The sequence below is a fragment of the Frankia gtarii genome (assembly GCF_025403375.1).
GTDB lineage: Bacteria > Actinomycetota > Actinomycetes > Frankiales > Frankiaceae > Frankia > Frankia gtarii.
In genome coordinates, this window is the sequence record NZ_JAMPTM010000006.1 from 21,921 (window position 1) to 43,829 (window position 21,909).

General features: G+C 69.8%; 19 protein-coding genes. 16 read left to right on the forward strand and 3 right to left on the reverse strand.

Annotated elements, in window-relative coordinates; genetic code table 11:
• Nucleotides 1–16 precede the first annotated feature (16 nt).
• The 4 genes from NBZ83_RS02105 to NBZ83_RS02120 are packed head-to-tail and all read left to right on the forward strand — an operon-like array spanning nt 17 to nt 3,025.
• Nucleotides 17–1,294 (forward strand): acyl-CoA dehydrogenase family protein, encoded by a 1,278-nt coding sequence (locus NBZ83_RS02105; protein WP_261567208.1) that lies wholly within the window; start codon nt 17–19, stop codon nt 1,292–1,294.
• Nucleotides 1,291–1,830, forward strand: coding sequence for an FAS1-like dehydratase domain-containing protein (locus NBZ83_RS02110; RefSeq protein WP_261574216.1), 540 nt, complete (start codon nt 1,291–1,293; stop codon nt 1,828–1,830). The genes NBZ83_RS02105 and NBZ83_RS02110 overlap by 4 nt, the downstream gene beginning before the upstream one ends.
• Nucleotides 1,827–2,243 carry a MaoC/PaaZ C-terminal domain-containing protein gene (locus tag NBZ83_RS02115; RefSeq protein ID WP_261567210.1) on the forward strand — a complete coding sequence of 139 codons (417 nt, stop codon included), beginning with the start codon at nt 1,827–1,829 and terminating at the stop codon, nt 2,241–2,243. The genes NBZ83_RS02110 and NBZ83_RS02115 overlap by 4 nt, the downstream gene beginning before the upstream one ends.
• A 29-nt stretch (nt 2,244–2,272) precedes the next feature.
• On the forward strand, nt 2,273–3,025 hold the full coding sequence (locus tag NBZ83_RS02120) for an SDR family NAD(P)-dependent oxidoreductase (RefSeq protein WP_261567211.1): 753 nt from the start codon (nt 2,273–2,275) through the stop codon (nt 3,023–3,025).
• A gap of 69 nt (nt 3,026–3,094) precedes the next feature.
• On the opposite strand, the gene NBZ83_RS02125 is transcribed toward NBZ83_RS02120, so the two are convergent.
• Entirely contained in the window at nt 3,095–4,210 is a 1,116-nt protein-coding gene (locus NBZ83_RS02125) for an acyl-CoA dehydrogenase family protein (protein ID WP_261567212.1), read from the reverse strand.
• A 224-nt stretch (nt 4,211–4,434) separates the two neighbouring features.
• Here NBZ83_RS02125 and NBZ83_RS02130 point away from each other — a divergent pair, with 224 nt between their 5' ends.
• The 8 genes from NBZ83_RS02130 to NBZ83_RS02165 all read left to right on the forward strand — a co-directional run bounded on the left by NBZ83_RS02130 (nt 4,435) and on the right by NBZ83_RS02165 (nt 14,775).
• Nucleotides 4,435–4,866 (forward strand): nuclear transport factor 2 family protein, encoded by a 432-nt coding sequence (locus tag NBZ83_RS02130; protein ID WP_261567213.1) that lies wholly within the window; start codon nt 4,435–4,437, stop codon nt 4,864–4,866.
• Nucleotides 4,863–6,104 (forward strand): cytochrome P450, encoded by a 1,242-nt coding sequence (locus NBZ83_RS02135; RefSeq protein WP_261574217.1) that lies wholly within the window; start codon nt 4,863–4,865, stop codon nt 6,102–6,104. Before NBZ83_RS02130 ends, NBZ83_RS02135 begins: the two co-directional genes overlap by 4 nt.
• A 52-nt stretch (nt 6,105–6,156) precedes the next feature.
• The gene (locus NBZ83_RS02140; protein ID WP_261574218.1) at nt 6,157–8,352 is read left to right on the forward strand and encodes an acetate--CoA ligase family protein; all 2,196 of its coding nucleotides are present in this window, start codon (nt 6,157–6,159) and stop codon (nt 8,350–8,352) included.
• A gap of 40 nt (nt 8,353–8,392) precedes the next feature.
• Nucleotides 8,393–9,571: an amidohydrolase family protein gene (locus NBZ83_RS02145; RefSeq protein WP_261567216.1), complete on the forward strand. Its 1,179-nt coding sequence runs from the start codon at nt 8,393–8,395 to the stop codon at nt 9,569–9,571.
• Nucleotides 9,572–9,590: 19 nt separating this feature from the next.
• Nucleotides 9,591–10,388 (forward strand): SDR family oxidoreductase, encoded by a 798-nt coding sequence (locus NBZ83_RS02150; RefSeq protein WP_009399388.1) that lies wholly within the window; start codon nt 9,591–9,593, stop codon nt 10,386–10,388.
• A complete protein-coding gene (locus NBZ83_RS02155) occupies nt 10,385–11,839 on the forward strand; it encodes an aldehyde dehydrogenase family protein (protein ID WP_261574219.1) in 1,455 nt (484 codons plus the stop codon). The genes NBZ83_RS02150 and NBZ83_RS02155 overlap by 4 nt, the downstream gene beginning before the upstream one ends.
• 15 nt (nt 11,840–11,854) lie before the next feature.
• Nucleotides 11,855–13,021 carry an acyl-CoA dehydrogenase family protein gene (locus tag NBZ83_RS33205; RefSeq protein ID WP_261567218.1) on the forward strand — a complete coding sequence of 389 codons (1,167 nt, stop codon included), beginning with the start codon at nt 11,855–11,857 and terminating at the stop codon, nt 13,019–13,021.
• A gap of 74 nt (nt 13,022–13,095) precedes the next feature.
• Nucleotides 13,096–14,775 (forward strand): AMP-binding protein, encoded by a 1,680-nt coding sequence (locus NBZ83_RS02165; protein ID WP_261567219.1) that lies wholly within the window; start codon nt 13,096–13,098, stop codon nt 14,773–14,775.
• An 88-nt stretch (nt 14,776–14,863) separates the two neighbouring features.
• Here the strand turns inward: NBZ83_RS02165 and NBZ83_RS02170 are convergent, their stop codons facing one another.
• Nucleotides 14,864–16,120 carry an NAD(P)/FAD-dependent oxidoreductase gene (locus NBZ83_RS02170; protein WP_261574220.1) on the reverse strand — a complete coding sequence of 419 codons (1,257 nt, stop codon included), beginning with the start codon at nt 16,118–16,120 and terminating at the stop codon, nt 14,864–14,866.
• Nucleotides 16,120–16,443, reverse strand: a complete 324-nt coding sequence (locus NBZ83_RS02175) for a 2Fe-2S iron-sulfur cluster-binding protein (protein WP_009399400.1) — start codon at nt 16,441–16,443, stop codon at nt 16,120–16,122. Before NBZ83_RS02175 ends, NBZ83_RS02170 begins: the two co-directional genes overlap by 1 nt.
• A 186-nt stretch (nt 16,444–16,629) precedes the next feature.
• On the opposite strand from NBZ83_RS02175, the gene NBZ83_RS02180 reads away from it, so the two are divergent.
• The 4 genes from NBZ83_RS02180 (at nt 16,630) to NBZ83_RS02195 (ending at nt 21,873) form a co-directional block, all read left to right on the forward strand.
• The gene (locus tag NBZ83_RS02180; protein ID WP_261574221.1) at nt 16,630–17,865 is read left to right on the forward strand and encodes a cytochrome P450; all 1,236 of its coding nucleotides are present in this window, start codon (nt 16,630–16,632) and stop codon (nt 17,863–17,865) included.
• Nucleotides 17,866–18,221: 356 nt separating this feature from the next.
• A complete protein-coding gene (locus tag NBZ83_RS02185; protein ID WP_261567222.1) occupies nt 18,222–19,232 on the forward strand; it encodes a sugar ABC transporter substrate-binding protein in 1,011 nt (336 codons plus the stop codon).
• Nucleotides 19,229–20,806, forward strand: coding sequence for a sugar ABC transporter ATP-binding protein (locus NBZ83_RS02190; RefSeq protein ID WP_261574222.1), 1,578 nt, complete (start codon nt 19,229–19,231; stop codon nt 20,804–20,806). Before NBZ83_RS02185 ends, NBZ83_RS02190 begins: the two co-directional genes overlap by 4 nt.
• Nucleotides 20,803–21,873: an ABC transporter permease gene (locus NBZ83_RS02195; RefSeq protein ID WP_261574223.1), complete on the forward strand. Its 1,071-nt coding sequence runs from the start codon at nt 20,803–20,805 to the stop codon at nt 21,871–21,873. The genes NBZ83_RS02190 and NBZ83_RS02195 overlap by 4 nt, the downstream gene beginning before the upstream one ends.
• The last annotated feature ends 36 nt before the right edge of the window (nt 21,874–21,909 follow it).

Sequence of the window (21,909 nt, forward strand, 5' to 3'; positions counted from 1 at the left end):
GTCGACGAACGGAGAAATGCGCGTGGAGCTCGGTCTCGATCGCGATCCGACGCTCGCTGACCTGAGGTCCGAGCTGCGGAACTGGATCACGGATAATGCGCCGCCGGGGCTGGCCGACCTGCTCGACTGGCGGTCGGGCGTCGATCTGCCCGGGTCCGTCGCCAGCCGGGTAAGTGAGGAGGAGAGGGCCTGTGCAATCAGGGATCCGCGCTACCGCCAATGGGAACAGCGCTGCCTGGATGCCCGGCTCGTCTGTCCGGCCTGGCCGACGGAACATGGTGGAAGAGGCTGGCACGCCCCTGAGATGACCGTGCTCGACGAGGAGTTCTACCGGGCCGGTGTTCCGCGCGTTGACCGGGTCCAGGGCGAGTCCATGGTGGGTCCGTCGATCATCCTGCATGGCACCGACGATCAACGGGTGCGGTTTCTGCCGCCCATCCGGTCTGGTGACCATCGCTACTGCCAGGGCTTTTCGGAGCCGGCGGCCGGCTCCGACCTCGCGTCGGCCCGGACCCGTGGCGTCGTCGACGGCGACGAGGTGATCATCACCGGCCAGAAGGTGTGGACCTCGCGGTTCGCGACCGCAAATATGATCTTCGTGCTGTGTCGGACCAACCCCCAGGAATCCAAGCACCGGGGCCTGTCCTACGTCATCGTTCCCTTCACCCCGGGGGAGAACGGCATCGAGGTGCGTCCCATCCGCCAGATGACGGGGGCCGCGGAGTTCGCGGAGGTGTTCTTCGACGCCACTCGGGCCCGCCTCGCCGACGTCATCGGTGGGCTCGGCCGGGGATGGCAGGTCGTCCAGTCGACGCTGGCCTTCGAGCGGGCCGCCGCCGGGCGTGCGAGCACGATGCTGATCCAGGCCCGGCGGCGGGAACTGCGGGACCTCATCGACCTGGCGCGGCGCAAGGGGCTCACCGGGGATCCGTTGGTGCGCCAGGATCTCGCCTGGGCCGCCACCCAGGTCCTGCTGTTGAGCACAACCTGGTCGCGGACGGTGGCCGAGATCGCCGCCGGCCGCGAGCCCGGACGCCAGCAGACCGCGTGGAAGCTCATGTGGAGCGAGTACCACCTGCGGCTGGGGGAGATCGCGCTGCGCATCGCCGGCCCCGGTGCCCTGGCGCGGCCCGCGGGCGTCGGGTACCCGACCGACGACTGGCAGGATGCCTACCTCGTCGCGCACTCCGGCACGGTGTACGCGGGAACCAGCGAGGTGCACCGCAACATCATCGGTGAGGGCGTCCTCGGCCTCCCCCGGGAGCCACGGCCGGCGGCGGCGATCAGATCGTGACGCGATCGGATGCCGACTCGGAAGGCGACTCGGAAGGCGACAAGGAGAACGCGGTGCCACGTTTCCAGTTTCCCGTCGAGGCCGGGCACGTCCTGTGCTTCGCCCGGGCGGTCGGCGACGACGACCCGGTGCGCTACGACGCGGAGCACGAGCGCACGATCCGCCGGGGAGGGCTGTCCGCCTCTCCCACGTTCGTCGCCGCGGTGGCTCAGTTCGACCCCGACTGGCCCTACCGGCCCCAGCCTGGTCAGCCCTGGTGTGGATCGGGGCGAGGCCCGGGTACGCCGCCCCCGGGGGCGGGCACGACGAGCCTGCACGCGGAGCAGCACTACGAATACCACCGTGAGGTGCGGCCCGGCGACGTGCTCACCGTCGAGCGGTCCGCCGGGGCGACCTGGGAGAAGCACAGCGCCCGCAGTGGCCGGCTGCGGTTCGAGGAGGAGATCACCCGTTTCACCGACCCCGCCGGTGAACTTGTGGTGACGGCGCGCCGGGTGAGAGTGATCACCGGACGGTCGGCGGAGGGCTCGACATGACCATGGTCCGTGAGCTGGGGATCGGCGGCACCCACACCCAGCTTCTCGTCGAGGAGCTGACCAGAACTCAGATCGTCATGTACGCCGGGGCGTCGGGTGACTACAACCCGCTGCATACCGACGAGGTGTACGCCACCAAGATCGCCGGGTTCCCGTCCGTGCTCGCGCACGGGCAGCTCACAATGGGTCTCACCGCGCGGCTGGTCACCTCGTGGCTCGACGACGCGGTGCTCACCGCGTTCGGGGTGCGGTTCTCCCGGCAGGTGTGGCCGGGAGACACCCTGACGGGCACGGTGACGGTCACGGCCGTCGGCGAACAGGACGGTCGGCCCACCGCCGAACTGATGTTGATCACGACCAACCAGGAGGACCAGACGGTCGTCAGCGGCTATGCGCGGGTGCGCGGCGAGTGAACGGGACGGCGAGTGAACGGGACGACCTCATGACCGGTGGAACTCGCCGTCAGGCGCTCGTGGCCGGCGGCAGCGGCGGTATCGGCTCGGCCATCTGCGGCGCGCTGGCCCGGGACGGGCTGGACGTGGTCCTCACCTACCGCCGCGATGCCGATGCGGCGAAGCGGGCGGCTGCCGCGGTGAGCGATGCGGGTCGGGAGGCCCGGGTGTGCCAGCTCGACCTGACGGACGCGGCCGCCAGCGCCGACCTCGTCGGTCGGCTCCCGCGCCTCGATGTCGTCGTCTATGCCGCTGGTCCGCAGATCCCGATGCGCTACACCGGCGAGATCGACCCGGATCTGTTCGCCCGGCAGATGTCCCGGGACGCGGTCGCGGCGTTCAATCTGCTGCGGCCGGCCATCCCGCCGCTGCGTGAGACCCGGGGGGCCGCGGTCTGCCTCGTCACGACCGCGCTGCGACGTTATGCGACCCGAGACCTGCTCTCCGCGGCGCCCAAAGCGGCCGTGGAGCAGGTGGCCCGCGCCATCGCCGCGGAGGAGGGCAGGCACGGCGTGCGGGCCAACTGCGTCGGTGTCGGGGTGATCCAGGCCGGCCTGTGGGAGGACCTTCTCGCGACCGGCGACTACGACGAGCGGGCACTGGCCGCAGCGATGCGCGCGACGCCGTTGCGGCGGTTCGGCCGCGCGGACGAGGTGGCCGAGGTCGTCGCGTTCCTCGCCTCCGCGCGCTCGTCCTACGTCACCGGGCAGACGCTCTGCGTCGACGGCGGATACTCCATCTGACCGCCGATGGGACCCCCGCTCGTGGTCCCGGCACTCGTCCGGCCCGGGGCCACGAGCGGGTGGGCCCGATTAGAGGCCGAGACCGAGGGCCACGAGCTCGCGGTGCTCGCGGGGGCTGCCGAGCAGGACCTCCGACGCCTTGGCCCGCTTGAGGAACAGCTGGGTGTCGTGCTCCCAGGTGAACCCGATGCCGCCGTGGACGTGCAGGGCGTCGGTGGCGACCTGGGAGAAGACCTCGGAGCAGTGCGCGCGGGCCATGCTCGACCGCACGGCGAGCTCCGGGCCCGGCGACTCCGCCTCGGTGGCCGCGGCATAGAGGGCGGACCGGGCGGTCTCGACGGCGACGAGCATGTCGGCACAGCGGTGCTTGACCGCCTGGAAGCCGCCGATCGGGCGCCCGAACTGTTCGCGCAGCCGGGCATGGCCGACCGTCAGGTCGAGGCAGGCCTCGGCGCCGCCGAGCTGCTCGGCGGCGAGGGCGACGGCCGCCCGCCGCAGGACGAAGCGCAGCGCACCGGCGCCCCCGCCCTCCCGGCCGAGGAGCCGCGCGGGGGCCCCGTGCAACGCGATCCGGGCGAGTCTCCGGGTCTGGTCGAAGGCCGGGATCGGCTCGCGGACGACACCGTCCGCGTCGCCGTCGACGAGGAACAGGGACAGCCCGTCATCGCCGATCGTGCCCACCGCGCGGGCCGACACGATCAGGAGCTCCGCCGTCCCGCCATCGACGACCCGCGTCTTGCTTCCGGTCAGGCGAAAGCCGCCGGGACCGGCGGCCGCGATCGTGCCGACCTCGGACACGTCGAAACGGTCACCTTCGGCAAAAGCAATCGTCGCCGTCGCCTCGGCCGCCGCGATCCGGGGCAGGAACGTCGCCCGATCGTCGGGCGAGCCCGCCAGCAGGAGTGCGTCGGCGCCGAGGCAGACGGTGGAGAAGTAGGGGCCGCCGTACAACACGCGACCCATCTCCTCGAGCACGACCGTCAGCGTCTCGTACGGCAGTCCCAGCCCGCCGTACTCCTCGGGCAGGTGCAGGGCCGTCAGACCCAGCTCCTTGCCCAGCCGGTCCCACACCGCGACGTCATGGCCGCCCGCGACATCCGCCTGATGTCGGGCCGCGGACACGGGGGCGTTCTCGGCGAGGAAGCCGCCGACCAGCGTCCGAAGTTCCAGGCCCTCCGCCGTCATTGCCGCGATCATCGTGTGCCCTCTCGTGTGGCCGTCCGGACAGGCCGGGCCGCGGGCGGGCGCATGGCCGCTAGCCGCATGGCCGCTAGGCCCGCGGACCCAACCTTGACTTCTAATTCGAACTCGGTATAGAAAACGTAGACGAGCGGGGGCCTCCCTGGCAAGGCTGGACGACGCCGTGGCGCCGGGTCCGGCCCGGGTGAATCCACGAGAGGAACTGCGGCATGACAATCGCACCGGACGCCGTCGCTGTGGTCCGCGCCTTTACGACCGCCCTGGGGGCCGGCGACGTCAGCACCTGTCTCGGCCTTCTCGCGGAGGACATCGTCTTCGCCGAGGCCGCCAGCCTGCCCTTCGGCGGGGAGTGGGTGGGCAAGTCCGGATTCGTGGCGCTGTTGAAGGCGGTGGGCCGGGACTACGACGTGCGGCTGGAGCCCCCGACGGTGGATGCGGCGGGCGATGCGGTTCTCGTACGGGTGTTCGGAACCTTTACCTCACGAAGAACGGGACGCAGCATGCCGATGAAGGTGCTCGATCTGTACCGCCTCCGGGATGGTCTGGTCGTCCGGGTTGACGTCTACTACCAGGACTCCCTGGCGCTGCGGGAGCTCGGTGGCCACCCGTCGCACGGTGCGGCCGAGGCGGCCACCCGATGAACGACCGACCCGCCGCGTGCCGGGCGGCCGAGGCGCTCGGTCACGACTACGACCACTACGATCCGGCCTTCGCTCTCGATCCCCACGCCGACTACGCAAAACTGCGGGCCGCCTGTCCGGTGGCCTACACCGGCAACTACGGCGGCTTCTTCGTCGTCTCCAGGTTTCGCGATCTGAACGAGGTGCTGCACGACGCGAAGGCGTTCTCCTCCTGGCCCGCCGACACGCCCCCGACTCCGGGCCACTCGCGGGCCCTGATCCCGCTCGAGGTGGACCCGCCGGAGCACCGTCGCTATCGCATGATCATCGATCCGATCTTCCGCCCCCGGGCGATCGGGGGTATGGCTGACGAGATCCGTTCCCGGGCCGCGGAGCTGGCCGCGCGCATGGCGGCCGAGCGTGAGTTCGACTTCATGGAGAAGTTCGGCCGGCCGTTTCCGGGCGCCGTCTTCCTACGACTCGTCGGCCTCGATTTCAGCGTCGAGCAGCGTGACCAGCTCTGCGACTGGGCGGGCACAATCCTGCACACGACGACGGAGGGGGCCACGCACGGCGATGTGGAGGCGCAGACGGCCGCGCGGCTGAAAGCGGGCCGGGCACTGAACACTTTTCTGCGGGGCCTGCTCGACGAGCGGCTTGAAACTCCCGGGGAGGACATCCTCTCGCGGCTGATCGACGCCGAACTGCCGGGCCAGCGGAAGATGGATTACCACGAGATCCTCAATTTCGCCTATGTCCTGGTGCTCGCCGGGCTCGACACGGTCACGACGGTGCTCGGCTTCAGCTTCCTGCACCTCGCCCGACGGCCCGACCTGCAGGACCGGATCGCGGCCGACCCGTCACTCATCCCCGGGGCCGTCGAGGAACTGCTGCGCTACGAGCCGATCGTCCATGCGAGCCGGACCGTCATGGAGTCGCGGGTGCTGGGCGGAACGCAGCTGCAGCCCGGCGACCGGGTGGTGCTGCCGCTCGCGTCCGCGCACCGCGACGAGGAGGCCTTCCCGGACGCGAACGAGCTGCTCATCGACCGGAAGATCGCCTCGACACTGGTCTTCGGTGGAGGCAGCCACCGCTGTGTCGGGATGCACCTGGCCCGCATGGAGCTGACCATCGCCTTCGAGGAGATCTTCCGGCGCATACCGCGCTTCTCCCTTCCGCCCGACGCGGTCCTCGAGACGCACGGCGGGCAGACGCGGAGCCTGATGAACCTACCGTTTCGCACCTGGCGCGACGACTGATGCCGGCGACACCCGTCGACGATGGGCCGGACAGCGGTGAAGGAGGCCGGACATGACCGCGCAGGAAGGCGCCGATCGCCGCGCCGGGCTACGGCCCGACGTCGTCGCCCGTTTCCTGGATCCCCACTCCGTCGCGATCGTCGGGGTCTCCACCGAGGTCACCGAGGCCTACAAAGCGGGTGGTCGGGCGGTGCTCGACCACCTCGGGACCTACGGCTACGCCGGGCGGGTCACCGTCATTCACCCGACGGCCGTCGAGGTCGACGGCCGTCCGGCTCTGCGGTCCCTGACCCTCCTGCCGGACGTGCCGGACGTGGTCGTCGTCGCGGTGCCGGCCCATCGGGTGCGGGGGGTGCTCGAACAGTGCGCGGCGGTGGGCGCTCGCCAGGTCCTGATGCTCACCGCCGGATTCGGCGACATGGGGGAGGAGGGCGAGCGGCTGGAGCACTCGCTGCTGGAGTATGCGCGGGAGCAGGGAATCAACGTCGTCGGCCCCAACAGCACCGGGCTGATCACGGTGCGCACCGGACTGGCGTTGAGCATGACCTCGGTCCTGACCGGTGGGGAACCGATCCCCGCCGGCGGCCTCGCGATCATCGCCCAGAGCGGGGCGATCGGGAGCACCGTGGTCGAGCGGGCGAAGGTGGCCGGGGTCGGCGTCTCGCATGTCGTGAGCACCGGCAACCAGCGCGACATGGATGTCCCCGACTTCCTCGCGTACTTCGCCGGCGCCCCGGACGTCCACACGGTCGCGGCGTACCTGGAGTCCATCCGCGACGGCGAACTGCTCACGCGGGCGGTACGCGAGCTCACCCGGGCGGGCAAACGGTTCATCGTCTATCTCGGGGGCCGTACCTCCGCCGGGGAGCGCGCGGCCGCCAGCCACACCGGCAAGATCGTCGGGCGGGGCCAGCTCGAACTGGCCCTGCTGCGAGCGCTGGGCGCGACCGTGGTCGACGATCCGGACGACCTGTGGGTACTCGGCGGTGCCGATACCGGTGAGCCCGGCGGGCGTTTCCCGCGCCGGTGGGGGATGGTCGCGTACTCCGGCGGTATGGCCGTTCTCGCCACGGAGCAGCTCGCCGCGGCCGGGGTGACCTTCCCTGCGCTGTCGGGGGCGACGTTCGCCCGGGTGAAGGAGCGGGCTCCATCCTTCGCGGCGGCCCTCAACCCGCTCGACGTCGGTCCCGGGTCGATGCCGAACGACTTCCGGCACTACCTCGCCGCGGTGGCCGACGACCCGGCGGTCGAAGCGGTGTGTGTCCCGCTGCCGATGGGCGCGCGTGGGTGGAACCAGTCCAGCGTCGATGACGTCCTCGCGGTGCGCGAGAGCTCCCGCAAGCCGTTCGTCGTGCTCTGGTACGGCGGCCCGGCGCTCGGACCCCACATCGCCCTCCTGCGCGCCGCGGGCGTCCTGGTCGCGCAGACCCCGTCCGACCTCGGCCGGGTCGTCCGGGCCCTGCTCGGCCCGGCGCGGGAGCCGACGCAGTTGGTGCTGTCGGGGACGGCGGTGCCGTCGGTGCTGTCGGGGACGGCCACGGCCGGGACCGCCGGCGGGGTGGTCGGCGGGGCGGATGCCCTCATGCTGCTGGCGTCCGCCGGAGTCGACGTCTGCCCGATGCGGGTGTGCGCCGACGCCACTTTCTCGGTACTGAAGGCCGCAGAGGAGATCGGTTACCCCGTCGTCCTGAAGTCGGGTGACGCGGCGGTGGCGCACCGGACGGAGCTTGGCCTGGTCGCCGTCGGGCTCGGCTCCGCGCCGGCGGTGGCGGCGGCGCTGAGCGAGATGCGGGGCCGGTGGGCGGCGGACGGCCCCCGCCCCTGGATCGTGCAGAAGATGGTCTCCGGCGGTGTGGAACTGGTTCTCACCGTCCGTGACGCCGGTCCGCTGGGAGTGTTCGGGAGCTTCGGCCTCGGCGGCGCCGCGGTCGAAGTGCTCCGCGACGTGGAGTCGGTGCCGCTGCCGTGCGACGAGCCCACGCTGCGCCGGGCGGCGTCCCGACTGCGGACGGCGGAACTTTTTGAGGGGTTCCGGGGCGGCGAACCGGTCTCCTTCGCCTGGCTCGCCACGACCCTCAACGGGCTGGGCGAGGTGCTGCGGGCGCACGGGCTGGCGGAGATCGAGATCAACCCGGCGCTGGTATCGGCGCGCGGCGGCGTCGTCGTCGATGCGTTGCTCATCGCGAGTCCCGTCGACTTGACCAGTAAAAAATTGAGATTAGAATTAGAAAACGACGTTCACGCGTGATTCCGTGCGTAACGCGAGCCTTTCCCGAATGAGGTTCCCGATGTCAGAGGCAGTCTTACCGGTCTTCGACTGCGACCAGCACTATTACGAGCCCCTGGACGCGTTCACTCGGCACTGCCCGAAGGGCTGGGCCGAACGCACGGTGCAGGTCGCGACCATCGACAAGAGGGTACGCCTGATCGTCGGGGGAAAGACGGATAAAACCGTCACGAACCCGACCTTCGACCCCATCGTCCAGCCGGGCGTCATGTCCGACTACTTTCGGGGCAACAAGGCCGGAAAGCCGCTCGCGGAGTACCTCGCCCAGCGCGAGCCGATCCCGGCCCACTACCGCGACCGCGAGGCCCGGATCACCCGGATGGACTCCCAGGAGCTCCAGGCCATCTGGTTGCTGCCCTCCCTCGGCATGGGCATCGAGGAGAGCCTCCAGTACGACGTCGCCGCCGCGGCCGTCGCGTTCAGGGCGTTCAACCGCTACCTGCTGGACGACTGGGGATACAACCACGCCGACCGCATCTTCACCGCGCCGTACCTCGCCTTCGGTGACGTAGACGCTGCCGTGGCCGAGGTCGAACACGGCCTGGCCCACGGGGCCCGCCTGTTCGTGGTCCGCCCGCAGGCGGTCTACACCGCGGACGGTTGGGTGAGTCCCGGCAGTGAGCGTTTCGATCCGATCTGGGCCCGGATCGCGGAGGCCGGCGCGACCTGTGTCCCGCACGTCGGCGAGGTGGGCGGGGCGGGTCTGGACAAGTACGTCGAGCACCACGGCAACATCATCGGCGGTGTCGCCCCGCCGCTGGAGGTCGCCGTGGGCCACGACCGGGCGATCGGCACCTACCTCGGAGCGCTGGTCTGCGACAAGCTGTTCGAGCGGTTCCCGACGCTGCGGATTGCGTCGGTAGAGAATGGTGCCGAGTTCCTTCCGCTCCTGCTGGCCGGCCTCAACCGGGCGGGTTTCCAGCGGCCCGGTTTCTTCGCCTCGGACCCCGTGGCGCAGTTCAAGGAGCACGTCTGGGTGTCCCCCTTCTGGGAGGACGATCTGATCGAGGTCGTCGGGCATCTGGGCGTGGACCACGTGATCTTCGGGTCCGACTACCCCCACCCCGAGGGACTCGCCGAGCCCCGGGACTACGAGAAGACTGTGGCCGAGCTCGACGACCCGGTCGCCGAGCGCAAGATCCTCTGGTTTAACACCGCCGCGCTGACCGGCCTCGGCTGACCGGCCAGGTGCGGCCGTCATGGAGCTGAGGGACAAGGTCGTCGTCGTCACCGGTGGTGCGAACGGCATGGGAGAGGCGATGTGCCGGCGGTTCGCCGCCGAGGGGGCCTCGATGGTGGTCTGCGACATCGATGCCGCCGGCACGCGGCGCGTGGCCACAGAGGTCGGCGGTCTCGGTCGGGTGGTAGATGTGCGCGACGAGGCCCAGATCCGTGCGCTCGTGCGGGATGTCATCGAGGTGCGGGGCCGGATCGACGTCTTCGTCGCCAACGCGGGTGTCCTGTGGGGCGAGCCGCACGACGGCGTGACGCCGCTGCAGGACCGGGGCAATGTCTGGGCCTCGAACGCCGCGTGGCAGGAGATGTGGGACGTCAACGTGATGGCCCAGGTGTACGCGGCCCGGGCGGTGCTGCCCCACATGCTCGCGCGGGGTGAGGGATACCTCGTCCAGAACGCGTCGGCGGCGGGACTGTTGACCGCGCTCGGGAATGCTCCTTACACGGCGAGCAAACACGCCGTGGTGGGGCTCACGGAGTGGCTGTCGATTCATCATGGCGCGCAGGGCATCAAGGTGTCGTGCATCGTCGCCGAAGGGGTACGCACCGACATGCTGCGCGGCGCGCAGGGTGAATGGTTCGCCGTGGCGGGAGCCATAGACCCCGACGATGCAGCGGCGGCCGTCGTGGCGGGTATCCGAACGGAGCAGTTCCTTATTCTCACGCATCCGAAAGTGGAGCAGTACTTCCGCGGGAAGGCCGCGGATTACGACGGCTGGCTCACGAGGATGCGTCGCCTGCACGCGAAGACACCGCGATGACGGTGATGACGGGAGCGGACATGATCGAACGTGACAGTCTTTTCATCGACGGCGGTTGGCGGGCGTCGGCCGCAGGACGGATGCTGGACGTCCACGGTGCCGCGACGGGCAAGGTCCTGGGACGGGTGCCAGACGGCACCGCGGCGGACGTCGACCTGGCGGTCGCCGCCGCGCGTCGGGCCTTCCCCACCTGGTCGGGTGCGCCACTTGAGGAGCGGCTCGGTCTCCTGGCCCGGGTGGAGACGCTGATGGCGGAGAGGGTCGAGGACCTGGCCCGGCTCATCTCCAGCGAGGTGGGAACCCCGATCAAGGTCTCCCGTCTGGTTCAGGTGGGCCTGCCGATCCGGGTGCTGGCGACCTACCGTGAACTGCTGCCGACGCTGCCGATCGAGGAACGGATCGGTGACTCGCTGGTGGTGCGTGAGCCGATCGGCGTGGTCGCGGCCATCACGGCGTGGAACTACTCCCTGCAGCAGGTGGTCGGAAAGGTGGGTGCCGCCCTGGCCACGGGCTGCACCGTCGTGGTCAAGCCGTCCGAGGTCGCACCGCTGTCGGCGTTCGTGTTCGCCGATCTCATGGCGGAGGCGGGCTTCCCGCCAGGGGTGTTCAACCTGCTCTCCGGCACCGCGGCCTCGGTCGGGGAGCCGCTGGTCGCCCACCCTGGCGTCGACATGATCCACTTTACCGGCTCGACCGCGGCGGGACGCCGGATCGGGGCAGCGGCGGCGCAGACCGTCAAACGTGTCGCCCTGGAACTGGGCGGCAAGTCGGCCAACATCATCCTCGACGACGCCGACCTCGCGCAGGCCGTGAAGGTCGGCGTCGCCAACTGCTTCACCAACTCCGGCCAGACCTGCACGGCCTGGACCCGCATGCTCGTCCCGCGTGACCGCCTCGGCGAGGTCGAGGATCTGGTGATGGCCCGGCTTCAGGGATACCGCGCCGGCGATCCCCTCGAGCCCTCGACCAACTTCGGACCGCTCGGGTCCGAGGCCCAGCAGAGCCGGGTTCGCGAGCACATCGAGCGGGCCCTCGCCGAGGGTGCCCGCCTGCTGGCCGGTGGCACGCAGCCGCCGCCGGGAGCCGCCGACGGCTACTTCGTCGCGCCGACCGTCTTCACCGACGTCCGCCCGGATATGGGAATCGCGCGGGAGGAGGTCTTCGGCCCGGTGCTGGCGATCATCCCCTACGGCGACGAGGACGAGGCGGTCGAGATCGCGAACGCGAGCATCTACGGTCTCGCCGGTGCCGTGTGGTCGGCCGATCCGGCGCGGGCGCAGCGGGTCGCGCGCCGGCTGCGGACCGGGCAGGTCGACATCAACGGCTCGTGGTTCAACCCGCTCGCTCCGTTCGGTGGTTACCGCCAGTCCGGCACCGGCCGGGAGCTGGGTGTTCACGGCCTGCTCGAGTTCTACGAGCTCAAGTCGCTGCAGCTCGGCCCGTCCGACTGAGGAGGAGATCATCCGGTGGATTTCACGCCGAACGCGGACATTGAGCTCATCCGGGACGCGGCCCGGGGCATTTGCCGGAAGTTTGACGACGAGTACTGGGCCGAGCGCGATGCGAAACACGAGTTCCCGTGGGACTTCTACGCCGCGCTCGCCGAGGGTGGCTGGATCGGTATCGCCATCGGAGAGGACTACGGCGGTGGCGGGCGCGGCATCGTCGAAGCTTCGGTCATCCTGCAGGAGATAGCGGCGTCCGGCGCGGCGATGAACGGCTGCAGCGCTGTTCACCTTTCCATCTTCGGAATGCACCCGGTAGAGAAGTACGGGTCGGCCGAGCTGAAGCGGCGCTACCTCCCGCGGGTGGCGGACGGCAGCCTGCATGTCGCCTTCGGCGTCACCGAACCCGATGCGGGAACCGAGACCCTCGCCATTCGGACGTCCGCGGTGCGCGAGGGGGACCACTACCGCGTGCGGGGGGCGAAAGTATGGACCTCGAAGGCGCTGGACGCGGACCGCGTCCTGCTTCTGGTGCGCACCACGCCGGCGGAGGAATGCGTGCGGCGTACCGACGGGCTGACGTTGCTCATGGCCGATCTCACCGATCCCGCGGTCACCATCACCCCGATCGCGAAGGCGGGCCGCAACGCGGTCTCCTCGTGCGAAACGGTCTACGACGACCTGATGGTTCACGTCTCTGACCGGGTCGGGGAGGAGGGACACGGCTTCCGCTACCTCCTCGACGGTCTGAACGCGGAGCGCGTGCTCATCGCCTCGGAGGCGATCGGCATCGGCGTGGCCGCCCTGCGTCGCGCGGTCGCCTACGCCAACGATCGGGTGGTGTACGGCCGCCCGATCGGGACCAATCAGGGGGTGGCGTTCCCGCTCGCGGACGCCCATGCTCGGCTACGGGCCGCGGAACTGGTCACCCGCCAGGCTGCGTGGGCGATCGACCAGGGCCTTTCCGCGGGCGCCGAGGCCAACACGGCGAAGTACCTCGCCGCGGAGGCCGGTTTCGCCGCTGCCGACGCGGCCCTACAGACGCACGGTGGCTTCGGCTACGCGGAGGAGTACCACGTCGTCCGCTACTGGCGGGAGGCGAGGCTCATGAAGATCGCCCCGATCCCGCAGGAGCTCATCCTCGCCTACCTCTCCCACCACGTCCTCGGTCTTCCGAAGAGCTACTGATACGACCGGCTCGAGCGTCCCCGGCCCGGCCCCGGCCACGTGAGTCACCAGTGCACGACATCCGAGGAGGAACAGTGAGCACGGTTGCCAACCTGGCGCCGAACAACGGTGGTGAAACGCGAATCGGCGAGGCGGGCAAGCACGTCGGACGCGTCTTCGGAGACTGGTTACGCGAGGAGGCGGGGCTTGATCCCGACCGCCACTTCGTGCAGTGCGCGAGTCCGTGGATGACGCTCGGTGAGTTGGACCGACTCTCCGACCGGGTCGCCGCGGGGCTCCAGCAGCTTGGCGTCGGCAAGGGTGACCGGGTCGCGGTGAATCTGCCCAATCGCATCGAGTACGTCGTCCTCATCTGCGCGATCGCCAAGACCGGGGCGATTCAGGTGCCGTTGAACACCTATCTGCGGGGGGAGTTTCTGCGCCACCAGCTCGTCCAGACGACGCCCCGGGTGTACATCGGTGACGCCCAGGCGCTCCGCCTGCTGGCGCCGATGCTGGCCGACAGTGGTATCCGGGACCTCGTCCTCGTCGGTGCCAGTGCCAGTGCCGGTGACGACGGCGATCGGGCCGCTCTGCCCGATGCGTTGCCCTACGTCGATCTGGAGAGGTGCGGCGCGGATCTCCGGCCCGTGGACATCGGGTCGGATGATGTCTGTGTGATCATCTTCACCTCGGGTACGACCGGCGCTTCCAAGGGCTGCACCATCACCCATGGTTACTACTGCAACCTGGTCACGGTCTTCGTCGACTATGGCTGGTACGAGCCCGGCGACGTCGTTTTTGGGGCCAACCCGCTCTTTCACTTCAGTGGGCAGACCTGGCTCGTGGCGGCCGCGCTCGCCGTGCGGGGCTCGGTCATCGTGGAACCCGCCTTCAGCGCCAGAACCTATATGGCCCGCATCCGGGAGACCGGTGCCACGGCGGCCATGGGCATGGGCGCGATGGGACTGGCCATCCTCGCGACACCGGCCCTCGCCGACGAGCGGAACCACCGTCTCCGGCACATTACCTTCATGCCGTCGTCGCCGGATCTCATCAGGGCGTTCGCCGAACGGTTCGGTATCGAACCCTTCGCCGAGGTCTTCGGCCAGTCGGAGTGCTGGCCGGCTCTGCTCGGCGACCCGCGCGGCCCGCGGTGTCCCGGGAGCATGGGCACGGTGACGCCCGGTCTGCAGGTCAAGCTCATGGATGAGGAGGGCCGGGAGGTTCCGGTCGGTCAGGTCGGCGAGATCGTCATCCGTCCGGACGCGCCCCATCGACTCTTCTCGGGGTACTGGAACAACGATGCCGCGACGGTGGAGGCCTTTCGTGACCTGTGGCATCACACCGGAGACAGCGGCCGCATGGACGAGCGCGGTTATTTCTGGTTCGTCGACCGGAAGAAGGATTCTCTTCGTCGACGCGGAGAGAACGTGTCGTCCATGGAGCTCGAAACCGCGATCATGAACCATACCGCCTTCGCGGCGGTCGCTGTGCACGCGGTGCCGTCGGAGCTGTCCGAGGACGACATCAAGGCCTGTATCGTGCTCAGATCCGGCGTGACGGTCGACCTGGCGGAGCTGTTCGAGTTTTTCCGCCACAACCTGCCGTATTACGCGATTCCTCGGTACGTCGAGTACTTCGACGCGCTTCCGGTCAATGTCAATGGACGGGTCCAGAAGTTCAAGCTGCGCGAGCGCGGCATCACGGACACGACCGTCGACCTCCAGGCGCTGGGGTTCGTCGTCGCCAGGTCGGATCGGCGCGCCACCTGACGAAGGCGCGCCGCCTGACGAAGGCGCTCTCACCCTGGCGACGCGGATGCGCTGGGCCGGCAGAAGGCCGCCCGGCGCATTCGCGTCGTCAGGACGCGGGGGCGACGGCGGCAGAGCGGCCCGAGGCGAGCGCCCGAAGGTCGAAGCCCGGGCGTGTGAGGTCCACCGGCCGTAGCGGGATGCCGAGTTCCAGCAGCCTGCGCGCGGCGAGATGATCAGCGGGCCGATTGACGGACTCCACCCCGAGCAGCCGATCGCCGGCGAAACAGAACGCGGAGAAGCGTTCCTGCTCGGCTTCGCCGTACATGATGACGGTGTCCCGGCCGGTCGGCAGGCCGGCGATCTGAATCTTGAGATCCGCCTGGTCGCTCCAGAACCAGGGCACAGCCCGGAAGTACTCCGCGCGGCCGGCGAGTGCGGCGGCGACGGCTCGTGCCTGCGCCACCGCGTTCTGGACGGATTCCAGGCGCATCTGACGGCCGTCCGCGTAGGCGCAGGGAAAGCTCGCGCAGTCGCCGATGGCCCAGACGTGTGGATCGGACGTGCGCAGATGCGGGTCGGTGACGATGCCGTTGTCGACGAGCAGCCCGGCCTCCGCGGCGACCTCGGTGTTGGGGACCGCGCCGATTCCGACGAGGACAAGGTCCGCCGGAACCGAGCGGCCGTCCGACGTCCACACGGCGCGTACCTGCCCGTGGGTTCCGGTAATGGTGGCGGCGCTGGTGCCGAGATCGATCCGCATCCCGCGCCGCCGGTGCGCCTCGACGAGGAAGGAGGCGGTGCCGGGCGACAGAACGCGGGCCATGAGCTGCTCGGCGACCTCGAACACCGTCGTGGCGATGCCCAGCCCGACCGCCGTGGCGGCGATTTCGAGACCGATGAAGCCGCCGCCGATGACGACGACGGAGCTCGCTGCCGGCAGTCGTCGGCGCACCTCCTCGGCATCCGCGAGACTGCGGAGTGTGAGCACTCCGTCCAGGTCGGCCCCGTCGATGGGCAGGCCGCGGTTGCGCGCGCCGAGGGCCAGGACGAGGTCGTGGTACTCCAGCCGCTCTCCGTTCCCGAGCCCCACACTGCGGGCGTCCACATCGATGCTGGTCACCGGGGTTCCCAGCCGCAGTTCGACGTTGATGTCGTCGTAGAACGAGGGTGGTCGCAGCGCGAGCCGCTCGGGCGGAACCTTGCCGGTGAGGTAGCCCTTCGATAGGGGCGGACGTTGGTAGGGCGCGTGGCGCTCCGCACCAACGAGCACGATCCGGCCCTGGAAGCCCTCGTCCCGCAGCGATGCCGCAGCCTGGCTTCCGGCCTGCCCGGCCCCGGCGACGACGACCGTCCGATTCGACATCAGTACTGCTCCGGTGGCACGCGCACGACCAGCCCGTCGGTCTGGGGACTCAGCGGGAGCTGGCAGGACAGGCGGCTGGTCGGCTCGCGGGGGCAGGCCGTGAAGTCGAGCATCTCCTCCTCGTCGCCGGACGCTTCGGGCAGCGCGTCGATCGGGCCGTCGTGGACATACACGTGGCAGGTCGCGCAGGCGAGTGTGCCGCCGCATTCGGCCACCACCTCCGTGATGCCGGCGCTCACGGCGGTCTGCATGATCGACGTGCCGTCGGCGCCGTCGACCACGGTCGTCTCACCGTTGGGCCGGATGAACGTCACTTTGGGCATGACTCGCCTCCTCCTCGGCGTGTGCGCCGGACCAGCCCGCCCGCGCGCCCTGGACCCAGCCGTCCGTGCTGTCACCGGTCTTGACCTAATTTGAATCTAACGCAGATTATAGAGCCTGGACGCGCCTTGCGCGACGCTCATCGACCAGGGCGGCGCAGGGGGGACCGACACCTGGCGGGAGAAATGATGGACGAGGCTGCTGCTGCGACGGGCGAGACGACCGACGCTTCCTACGAGACGATTTCCTTCAGCCCGCTTGATCCGACCCTGGCGGACGACTTCTGGCCGAGGATGAACGCGCTGCGCGAGTCGTGCCCGGTGGCGTGGAGCGACCAGCCCTGGAGCGAGCGGAACGCCGGCTTCTGGGTGGTCAACGACTATGCGGACGTGATGGCTGCCGCGACCAGCTGGAAGGCCTTCAGCAACGCACAGGGCGCCTCACCCGTCCAGTTCGACCTCGACGTGCTGCGGATGATCCCGCTGGAGACCGATCCTCCGCTGCATCGTGGGATCCGCCGCCTGCTGAATCCGTTCTTCGCGCCCGAGGCGCTCAAGAGCCAGGAGGAGGACATCCAGGGGCTGGTGGACCGGCTCCTCGACCGCTGCTCGGAGAGCGGCTCCGTCGACTTCGTCGTGAGCTTCGTCAACCTCCTGCCGCCCCTGGTCTTCTTCGAGGGCTTCCTCGAGCAGAAGGAGTCGGAGATCGGCTGGGTGCTCGAGGTCCTCGAGATCCTGCTCACCCGTCCGGAACGGGCCATGGAGGTTGCGCCCAGGCTGCTGGGCTGGGGTGCGGCGCTCCTCGAACAGCGCCGCGGTGAGGGCCGCCGGGACGATCTCGCGGGCACCATCGCCCACATGGGCCTGACCGGCGACGATGGGCTGCACCTCGACGAGAAGCAGCGCATCGAGACCATCAACCTCATGATCATGGCAGGTATGGAGACGACCATGGGCGGTCTGGGGAGCATCGGCTATTACCTCGGCACCCACCAGGCGGTGCGCGCGGAGCTCCGCGACGCGGACGACCAGTTGCTCGGCCGGGTCGTCGAGGAGTTCCTGCGCTTCGAGTCCCCGGTGCCGACCGCCGGCCGCACCGTGACCGAGGCCACCCGAATGAGCGGGTGCCCGATGAGGGCGGGCGATCGTGTCCTGCTCAACTGGGCCGCCGCCAACCGGGACCCGGCGCAGTTCCCCGAGCCGGACACGCTCGACTTCGCGCGCGAGAACGCGCCTTCCCACGTGGCCTTCGGCGCCGGCATCCACCGCTGCCTCGGCAACCATCTCGCCCGGCGTGAGCTCAAGGCGAGCATCAGAGCCATCTGCGCGCTGAGCCGTTTCGAGATCGACCCGGACTTCACGCCGAAGTACCGGCCTGGTTTCGCTCGCGGTCCGATCAGCCTGCCCGTCACTGTCGCGCGCTGACACCACCCGCTGGTGGGGCCGTCGCGGTCGCGGCCCCACCAGCACCCGCACCTCGCGAAGCTCTTGACCAGATTCAAAATCAGTGTAGATTTTGACAAATATTCTGTGATGATGGACACATTTATCGAGGGGTCGGCGGCGTGGAGACGGGCCGGCATCCGACTGGAGGAGACACGGTGTCCCACACGACGATCCGGTTGCCGCGGGCCTCGGCAGGGCGCCGATGCCGCGCATTGATCCCGACGGCGTTACTCGCGGCGGCCGTCGCTCTGGCTGCCTGTGGAAGCTCGGACGGCGGCCAGGAGGCACAAGCCCCGTCGTCCGGGTCAGGGGCATCCGGGTCAGGGTCCGCTCAGGTGAGCGCGGCCCAGGCCGAGGTCGACAAGCTCCTCAAACCGCCGACGTCCATCGGCATCGACCAGCCGCTGCGGGAAAAGCCGCGCGGCGGCCAGACCATCGTGTTCCTGTCCTGCGAGACCGGGCTGTGCCAGGTGCTCGGCAGCGGGATGAAGGATGCGGCCCACGCCGCCGGCCTGCAGTACAAGAGCCTGCCGATCACGTTGGCCAACCCCGCGACGCTGATCGCCGGGATGCAGCAGGCCCTCCAGATGAACCCGAAGCCGGTCGGGGTGGTCTTCGCCGGCATCCCGGAGGCCGTCTGGGCCGGCCAGGTGCCCGCCTTCGAGAAGGCCGGTGTGCCGCTCATCCCGGTGGCGGTGGGGGAGGTCAAGACCGGGCCGGCGGTACCCGCCGGGCTCGACGGTCCGGTGGACGCCCGAGCGCAGGCCGCCGCCGTCGCGAACTACTTCATCGCCGACTCGAACGGCAAGGGCAAGGCCCTGGCCGTCAACGTCCCTGACGTCGGCGCACTCAAGATCGCCATCGATGCCTTCACGACAACCGTGCGGAAGGGATGCACCGACTGCGTCACCGACACGGTCGACCTGACGCTGGCGCAGGTCGCGAGCAACGGCGTGGTTCCCGCGGTCGTCTCCGCGCTGCAGCGCAAGCCGGACATCACCTACGTGATGACCCCTCAGGGTGAATGGACCCAGGGTCTGCAGGCCGCGGTGCGGGCGGCCGGCCTGGACAAGGTCCAGCTCATCGGGATCAACCCGGCGAAGTTCAACCAGCAGGAGCTGCTGACCGGAGACTCCGCCGCGTTCAGCCTTCTCCCCTTCAAGATCATGGCGTGGAAGGGCGTCGACATCGCGCTGCGCCACGCCGAGGGAACACCGGTGCGGGACAGCGCCGTGCTGCTGCCGCTCCAGCTGCTGACCAAGGCGACCGTCGGCACGCCGGCGGACTCCATCGACCGTCCGACTGACTATCAGGCGCAGTTCACCAAGCTGTGGAAGCTCTCGTGACGGCCGGGTTACCTCGGCCGCCCGCCGGCGATGCCGAGGCGACCACGCACCGCCTGGAGGTCCGGGGACTGACGAAGACCTTCGTCGCGACACCGGCGTTACAGGCGTTCGACCTCACGATCGCGCCCGGTGAGGTGCACGCGTTGCTGGGCGAGAACGGCTCCGGCAAGTCGACCTTCATCAAGATCCTCTCCGGCTACCACACACCCGACCCGGGGGGAGAGGTCTTCGTCGGCGGATCTCCGTTACCCTTCGGCGCTCCGGATTCCTCCTACGACCTCGGCTGTCGCTTCGTCCATCAGGACCTCGGCCTGGTGGAGAGCCTCTCCGTCGCCGACAATCTGTCGCTCACGACAGGCTTCCCCACGCGGTGGGGGACGGTGCGCGGGCGTGAGCTACGGCGGCGCGTCGCGGCGGCCCTGGAGATCGTCGGCCTGGACATCGATCCCCACCAGCCCGTCTCCGCGTTGTCGCCGGCGATGAAGACCGGTGTCGCGGTGGCGCGGGCCCTGCGGGAGGACGACGGGAGGGCGGCCGGCCTGCTCGTCCTCGACGAGCCCACGGCCACCCTGCCGGTGGAGGAGGTCCGGCATCTGCTGGAGATCGTCCGGACCATCTCCGCCCGCGGCATCGGTGTCGTTTATGTCACCCACCATCTGGACGAGGTCTTCGAGCTCGCCGACCGGGTGAGCGTCCTGCGGGACGGTCAGAAGGTGGTCACCACCTCGGTGCGCGACATCGATCACACGACCCTCGTTCACCATCTCATCGGCCGGGGGCTCGATGAGGCCCATGCGGCCTCCACGGCGCTTCCGGTCGGCGAGGACGTCGTGCTCGCCGTGGCCGATCTCGCGGCCGGCCCGCTGCGCGACATAGACCTGCGGGTCCGGGCGGGGGAGGTGGTCGGCATCGCCGGACTGACCGGGTCGGGTCGGGACACATTGCTACCCGCGATCTTCGGAGCCGTCGCCCGGTCCCGGGGAACGGTGCGGGTCGGCGCTGGTGCCCGGCCCGTCGCCGGCCCGCGGGACTCCATCGCGGCCGGCCTGGTGTACCTGCCGGCGGACCGCAAACTCCACGGGGGAGTGATGAGCCTGACCGCGCGGGAGAATCTCACGCTTCCCCGGCTCGGCGATTTCTGGCGAGCCCCCCTGCTGCGCCGTCGGGCGGAGTCGTCCCAGGCACGCGACTGGTTTGCGCGCCTGGACGTCCGCCCGGCCGACGCGGCGGAGCGGCCGCTGTTCTCGCTCAGCGGAGGCAACCAGCAGAAGGTGCTCGTCGCGAAATGGCTACGGTGCTCGCCGACGGCGCTGCTGCTCGACGAGCCGACCCAGGGCGTCGACATCGGTGCGAAGGCGGAGATCCATCGGCAGCTGCTCGCCGCGGTGGCGGCCGGCGCGGGTGCGGTCGTGAGCTCCGCCGACATCGACGAGGTCGTGGCGCTGTCCCACCGGGTGCTCGTCCTGCGGGCCGGGCGGGTGGTCGCGGAGCTCGTGGGTGACGAGATCTCGGTCGCCACGATCACCCGCGAGTCTCTCGGTTCGGGGGCCGCGACGCAGGCGCGCGCGGCATGAGCACGCGGCGCGGTCTCCGCCTCGGTTTCGACCGGTTCAGCGGCCTCTACCTCTGGGCGCTGTTCATCGTGGTCTTCGGTATCTGGACCCCGGACCTCTTTCTCACCACCGGCACCCTACATTCGGTGGCCTCCCAGCAGGCCGTCGGCGCGATCGTCGCCCTCGCGGTCCTGATGCCCATGGCCGCCGGGGCCTACGACCTCTCGGTCGGGGCGACCGTGAACCTGGCCACGATCCTGGTCACGGTGCTCCAGACGGAGCAGGGGTGGGGAATGTGGCCCGCCATCGGTGTCACGGTGGCGGCGAGCCTGGCGGTGGGCGTCGTCAACGGCTTCATCGTCACGAGGCTGAAGGTGAACTCGTTCATCGCCACCCTCGGCTCCGCGTCCATCATCCTGGCCGTGCAGTCGATCGTGTCGGGCCAGAGCCAGCCTCTCCCGCCGGCCTCCCGTGCGTGGACGCAACTCACCCAGCGTGAGGTGGCCGGGTTCCAGATCATCGTGCTCTACCTTCTCGTCATCGCCGTGCTGGCCTGGTGGGCGCTGAACCACACGCCCGCGGGCCGCTACGTCCACGCGGTCGGTGGCAACGTGGAGGCGGCGCGGCTGTCGGGAGTCCGCACGCGGCTGTGGACGTTCCTCATGCTGGTCACCTCCAGCACCTTGTGTGGCGTCGGGGGTGTCCTGTACGCCTCACTCAGCGGTCCGTCGCTCACCTTCGGCGGCGCGCTTCTGCTGCCCGCGTTCGCCGCGGTCTTCCTCGGGTCCACGCAGCTCACCCCGGGACGCTTCAACGTCTGGGGGACGCTGATCGCGATGTACGCCCTGGCCACCGGGATCAAGGGACTTCAGCTCGTCACCGGTGTCCAGTGGCTCGCGGACATCTTCAACGGCACCGCCGTGATCACCGCCGTCGCCTTCGCCGTCTGGCGGCAGGGCAGGGTGGTCACCCGTGGTCGCGACGCCACGCGAACCGTCACGACGAGCGAGGAACCACCGCCCGATCCACCCGATCCCGACCCGGCCCTGCCGGAGAAGTCGCCCGAGGCGGCTGCGTCGGTCCAATAGCGGTATCGCTTGAAATCTAATCAAATGCAGAGTAGA

Excerpts from the sequence above, each read along its gene's own strand:
- NBZ83_RS02105 (WP_261567208.1), top strand. The coding sequence starts at position 17 with ATGCGCGTGGAGCTCGGTCTCGATCGCGATCCGACGCTCGCTGACCTG.
- NBZ83_RS02140 (WP_261574218.1), top strand. The coding sequence starts at position 6,157 with ATGACCGCGCAGGAAGGCGCCGATCGCCGCGCCGGGCTACGGCCCGAC.
- NBZ83_RS02120 (WP_261567211.1), top strand. The coding sequence starts at position 2,273 with ATGACCGGTGGAACTCGCCGTCAGGCGCTCGTGGCCGGCGGCAGCGGC.
- NBZ83_RS02150 (WP_009399388.1), top strand. The coding sequence starts at position 9,591 with ATGGAGCTGAGGGACAAGGTCGTCGTCGTCACCGGTGGTGCGAACGGC.
- NBZ83_RS02125 (WP_261567212.1), bottom strand. The coding sequence starts at position 4,210 with ATGACGGCGGAGGGCCTGGAACTTCGGACGCTGGTCGGCGGCTTCCTC.
- NBZ83_RS02170 (WP_261574220.1), bottom strand. The coding sequence starts at position 16,120 with ATGTCGAATCGGACGGTCGTCGTCGCCGGGGCCGGGCAGGCCGGAAGC.
- NBZ83_RS02155 (WP_261574219.1), top strand. The coding sequence starts at position 10,385 with ATGACGGTGATGACGGGAGCGGACATGATCGAACGTGACAGTCTTTTC.
- NBZ83_RS02135 (WP_261574217.1), top strand. The coding sequence starts at position 4,863 with ATGAACGACCGACCCGCCGCGTGCCGGGCGGCCGAGGCGCTCGGTCAC.
- NBZ83_RS02115 (WP_261567210.1), top strand. The coding sequence starts at position 1,827 with ATGACCATGGTCCGTGAGCTGGGGATCGGCGGCACCCACACCCAGCTT.
- NBZ83_RS02180 (WP_261574221.1), top strand. The coding sequence starts at position 16,630 with ATGGACGAGGCTGCTGCTGCGACGGGCGAGACGACCGACGCTTCCTAC.
- NBZ83_RS02130 (WP_261567213.1), top strand. The coding sequence starts at position 4,435 with ATGACAATCGCACCGGACGCCGTCGCTGTGGTCCGCGCCTTTACGACC.
- NBZ83_RS02195 (WP_261574223.1), top strand. The coding sequence starts at position 20,803 with ATGAGCACGCGGCGCGGTCTCCGCCTCGGTTTCGACCGGTTCAGCGGC.
- NBZ83_RS02145 (WP_261567216.1), top strand. The coding sequence starts at position 8,393 with ATGTCAGAGGCAGTCTTACCGGTCTTCGACTGCGACCAGCACTATTAC.
- NBZ83_RS02175 (WP_009399400.1), bottom strand. The coding sequence starts at position 16,443 with ATGCCCAAAGTGACGTTCATCCGGCCCAACGGTGAGACGACCGTGGTC.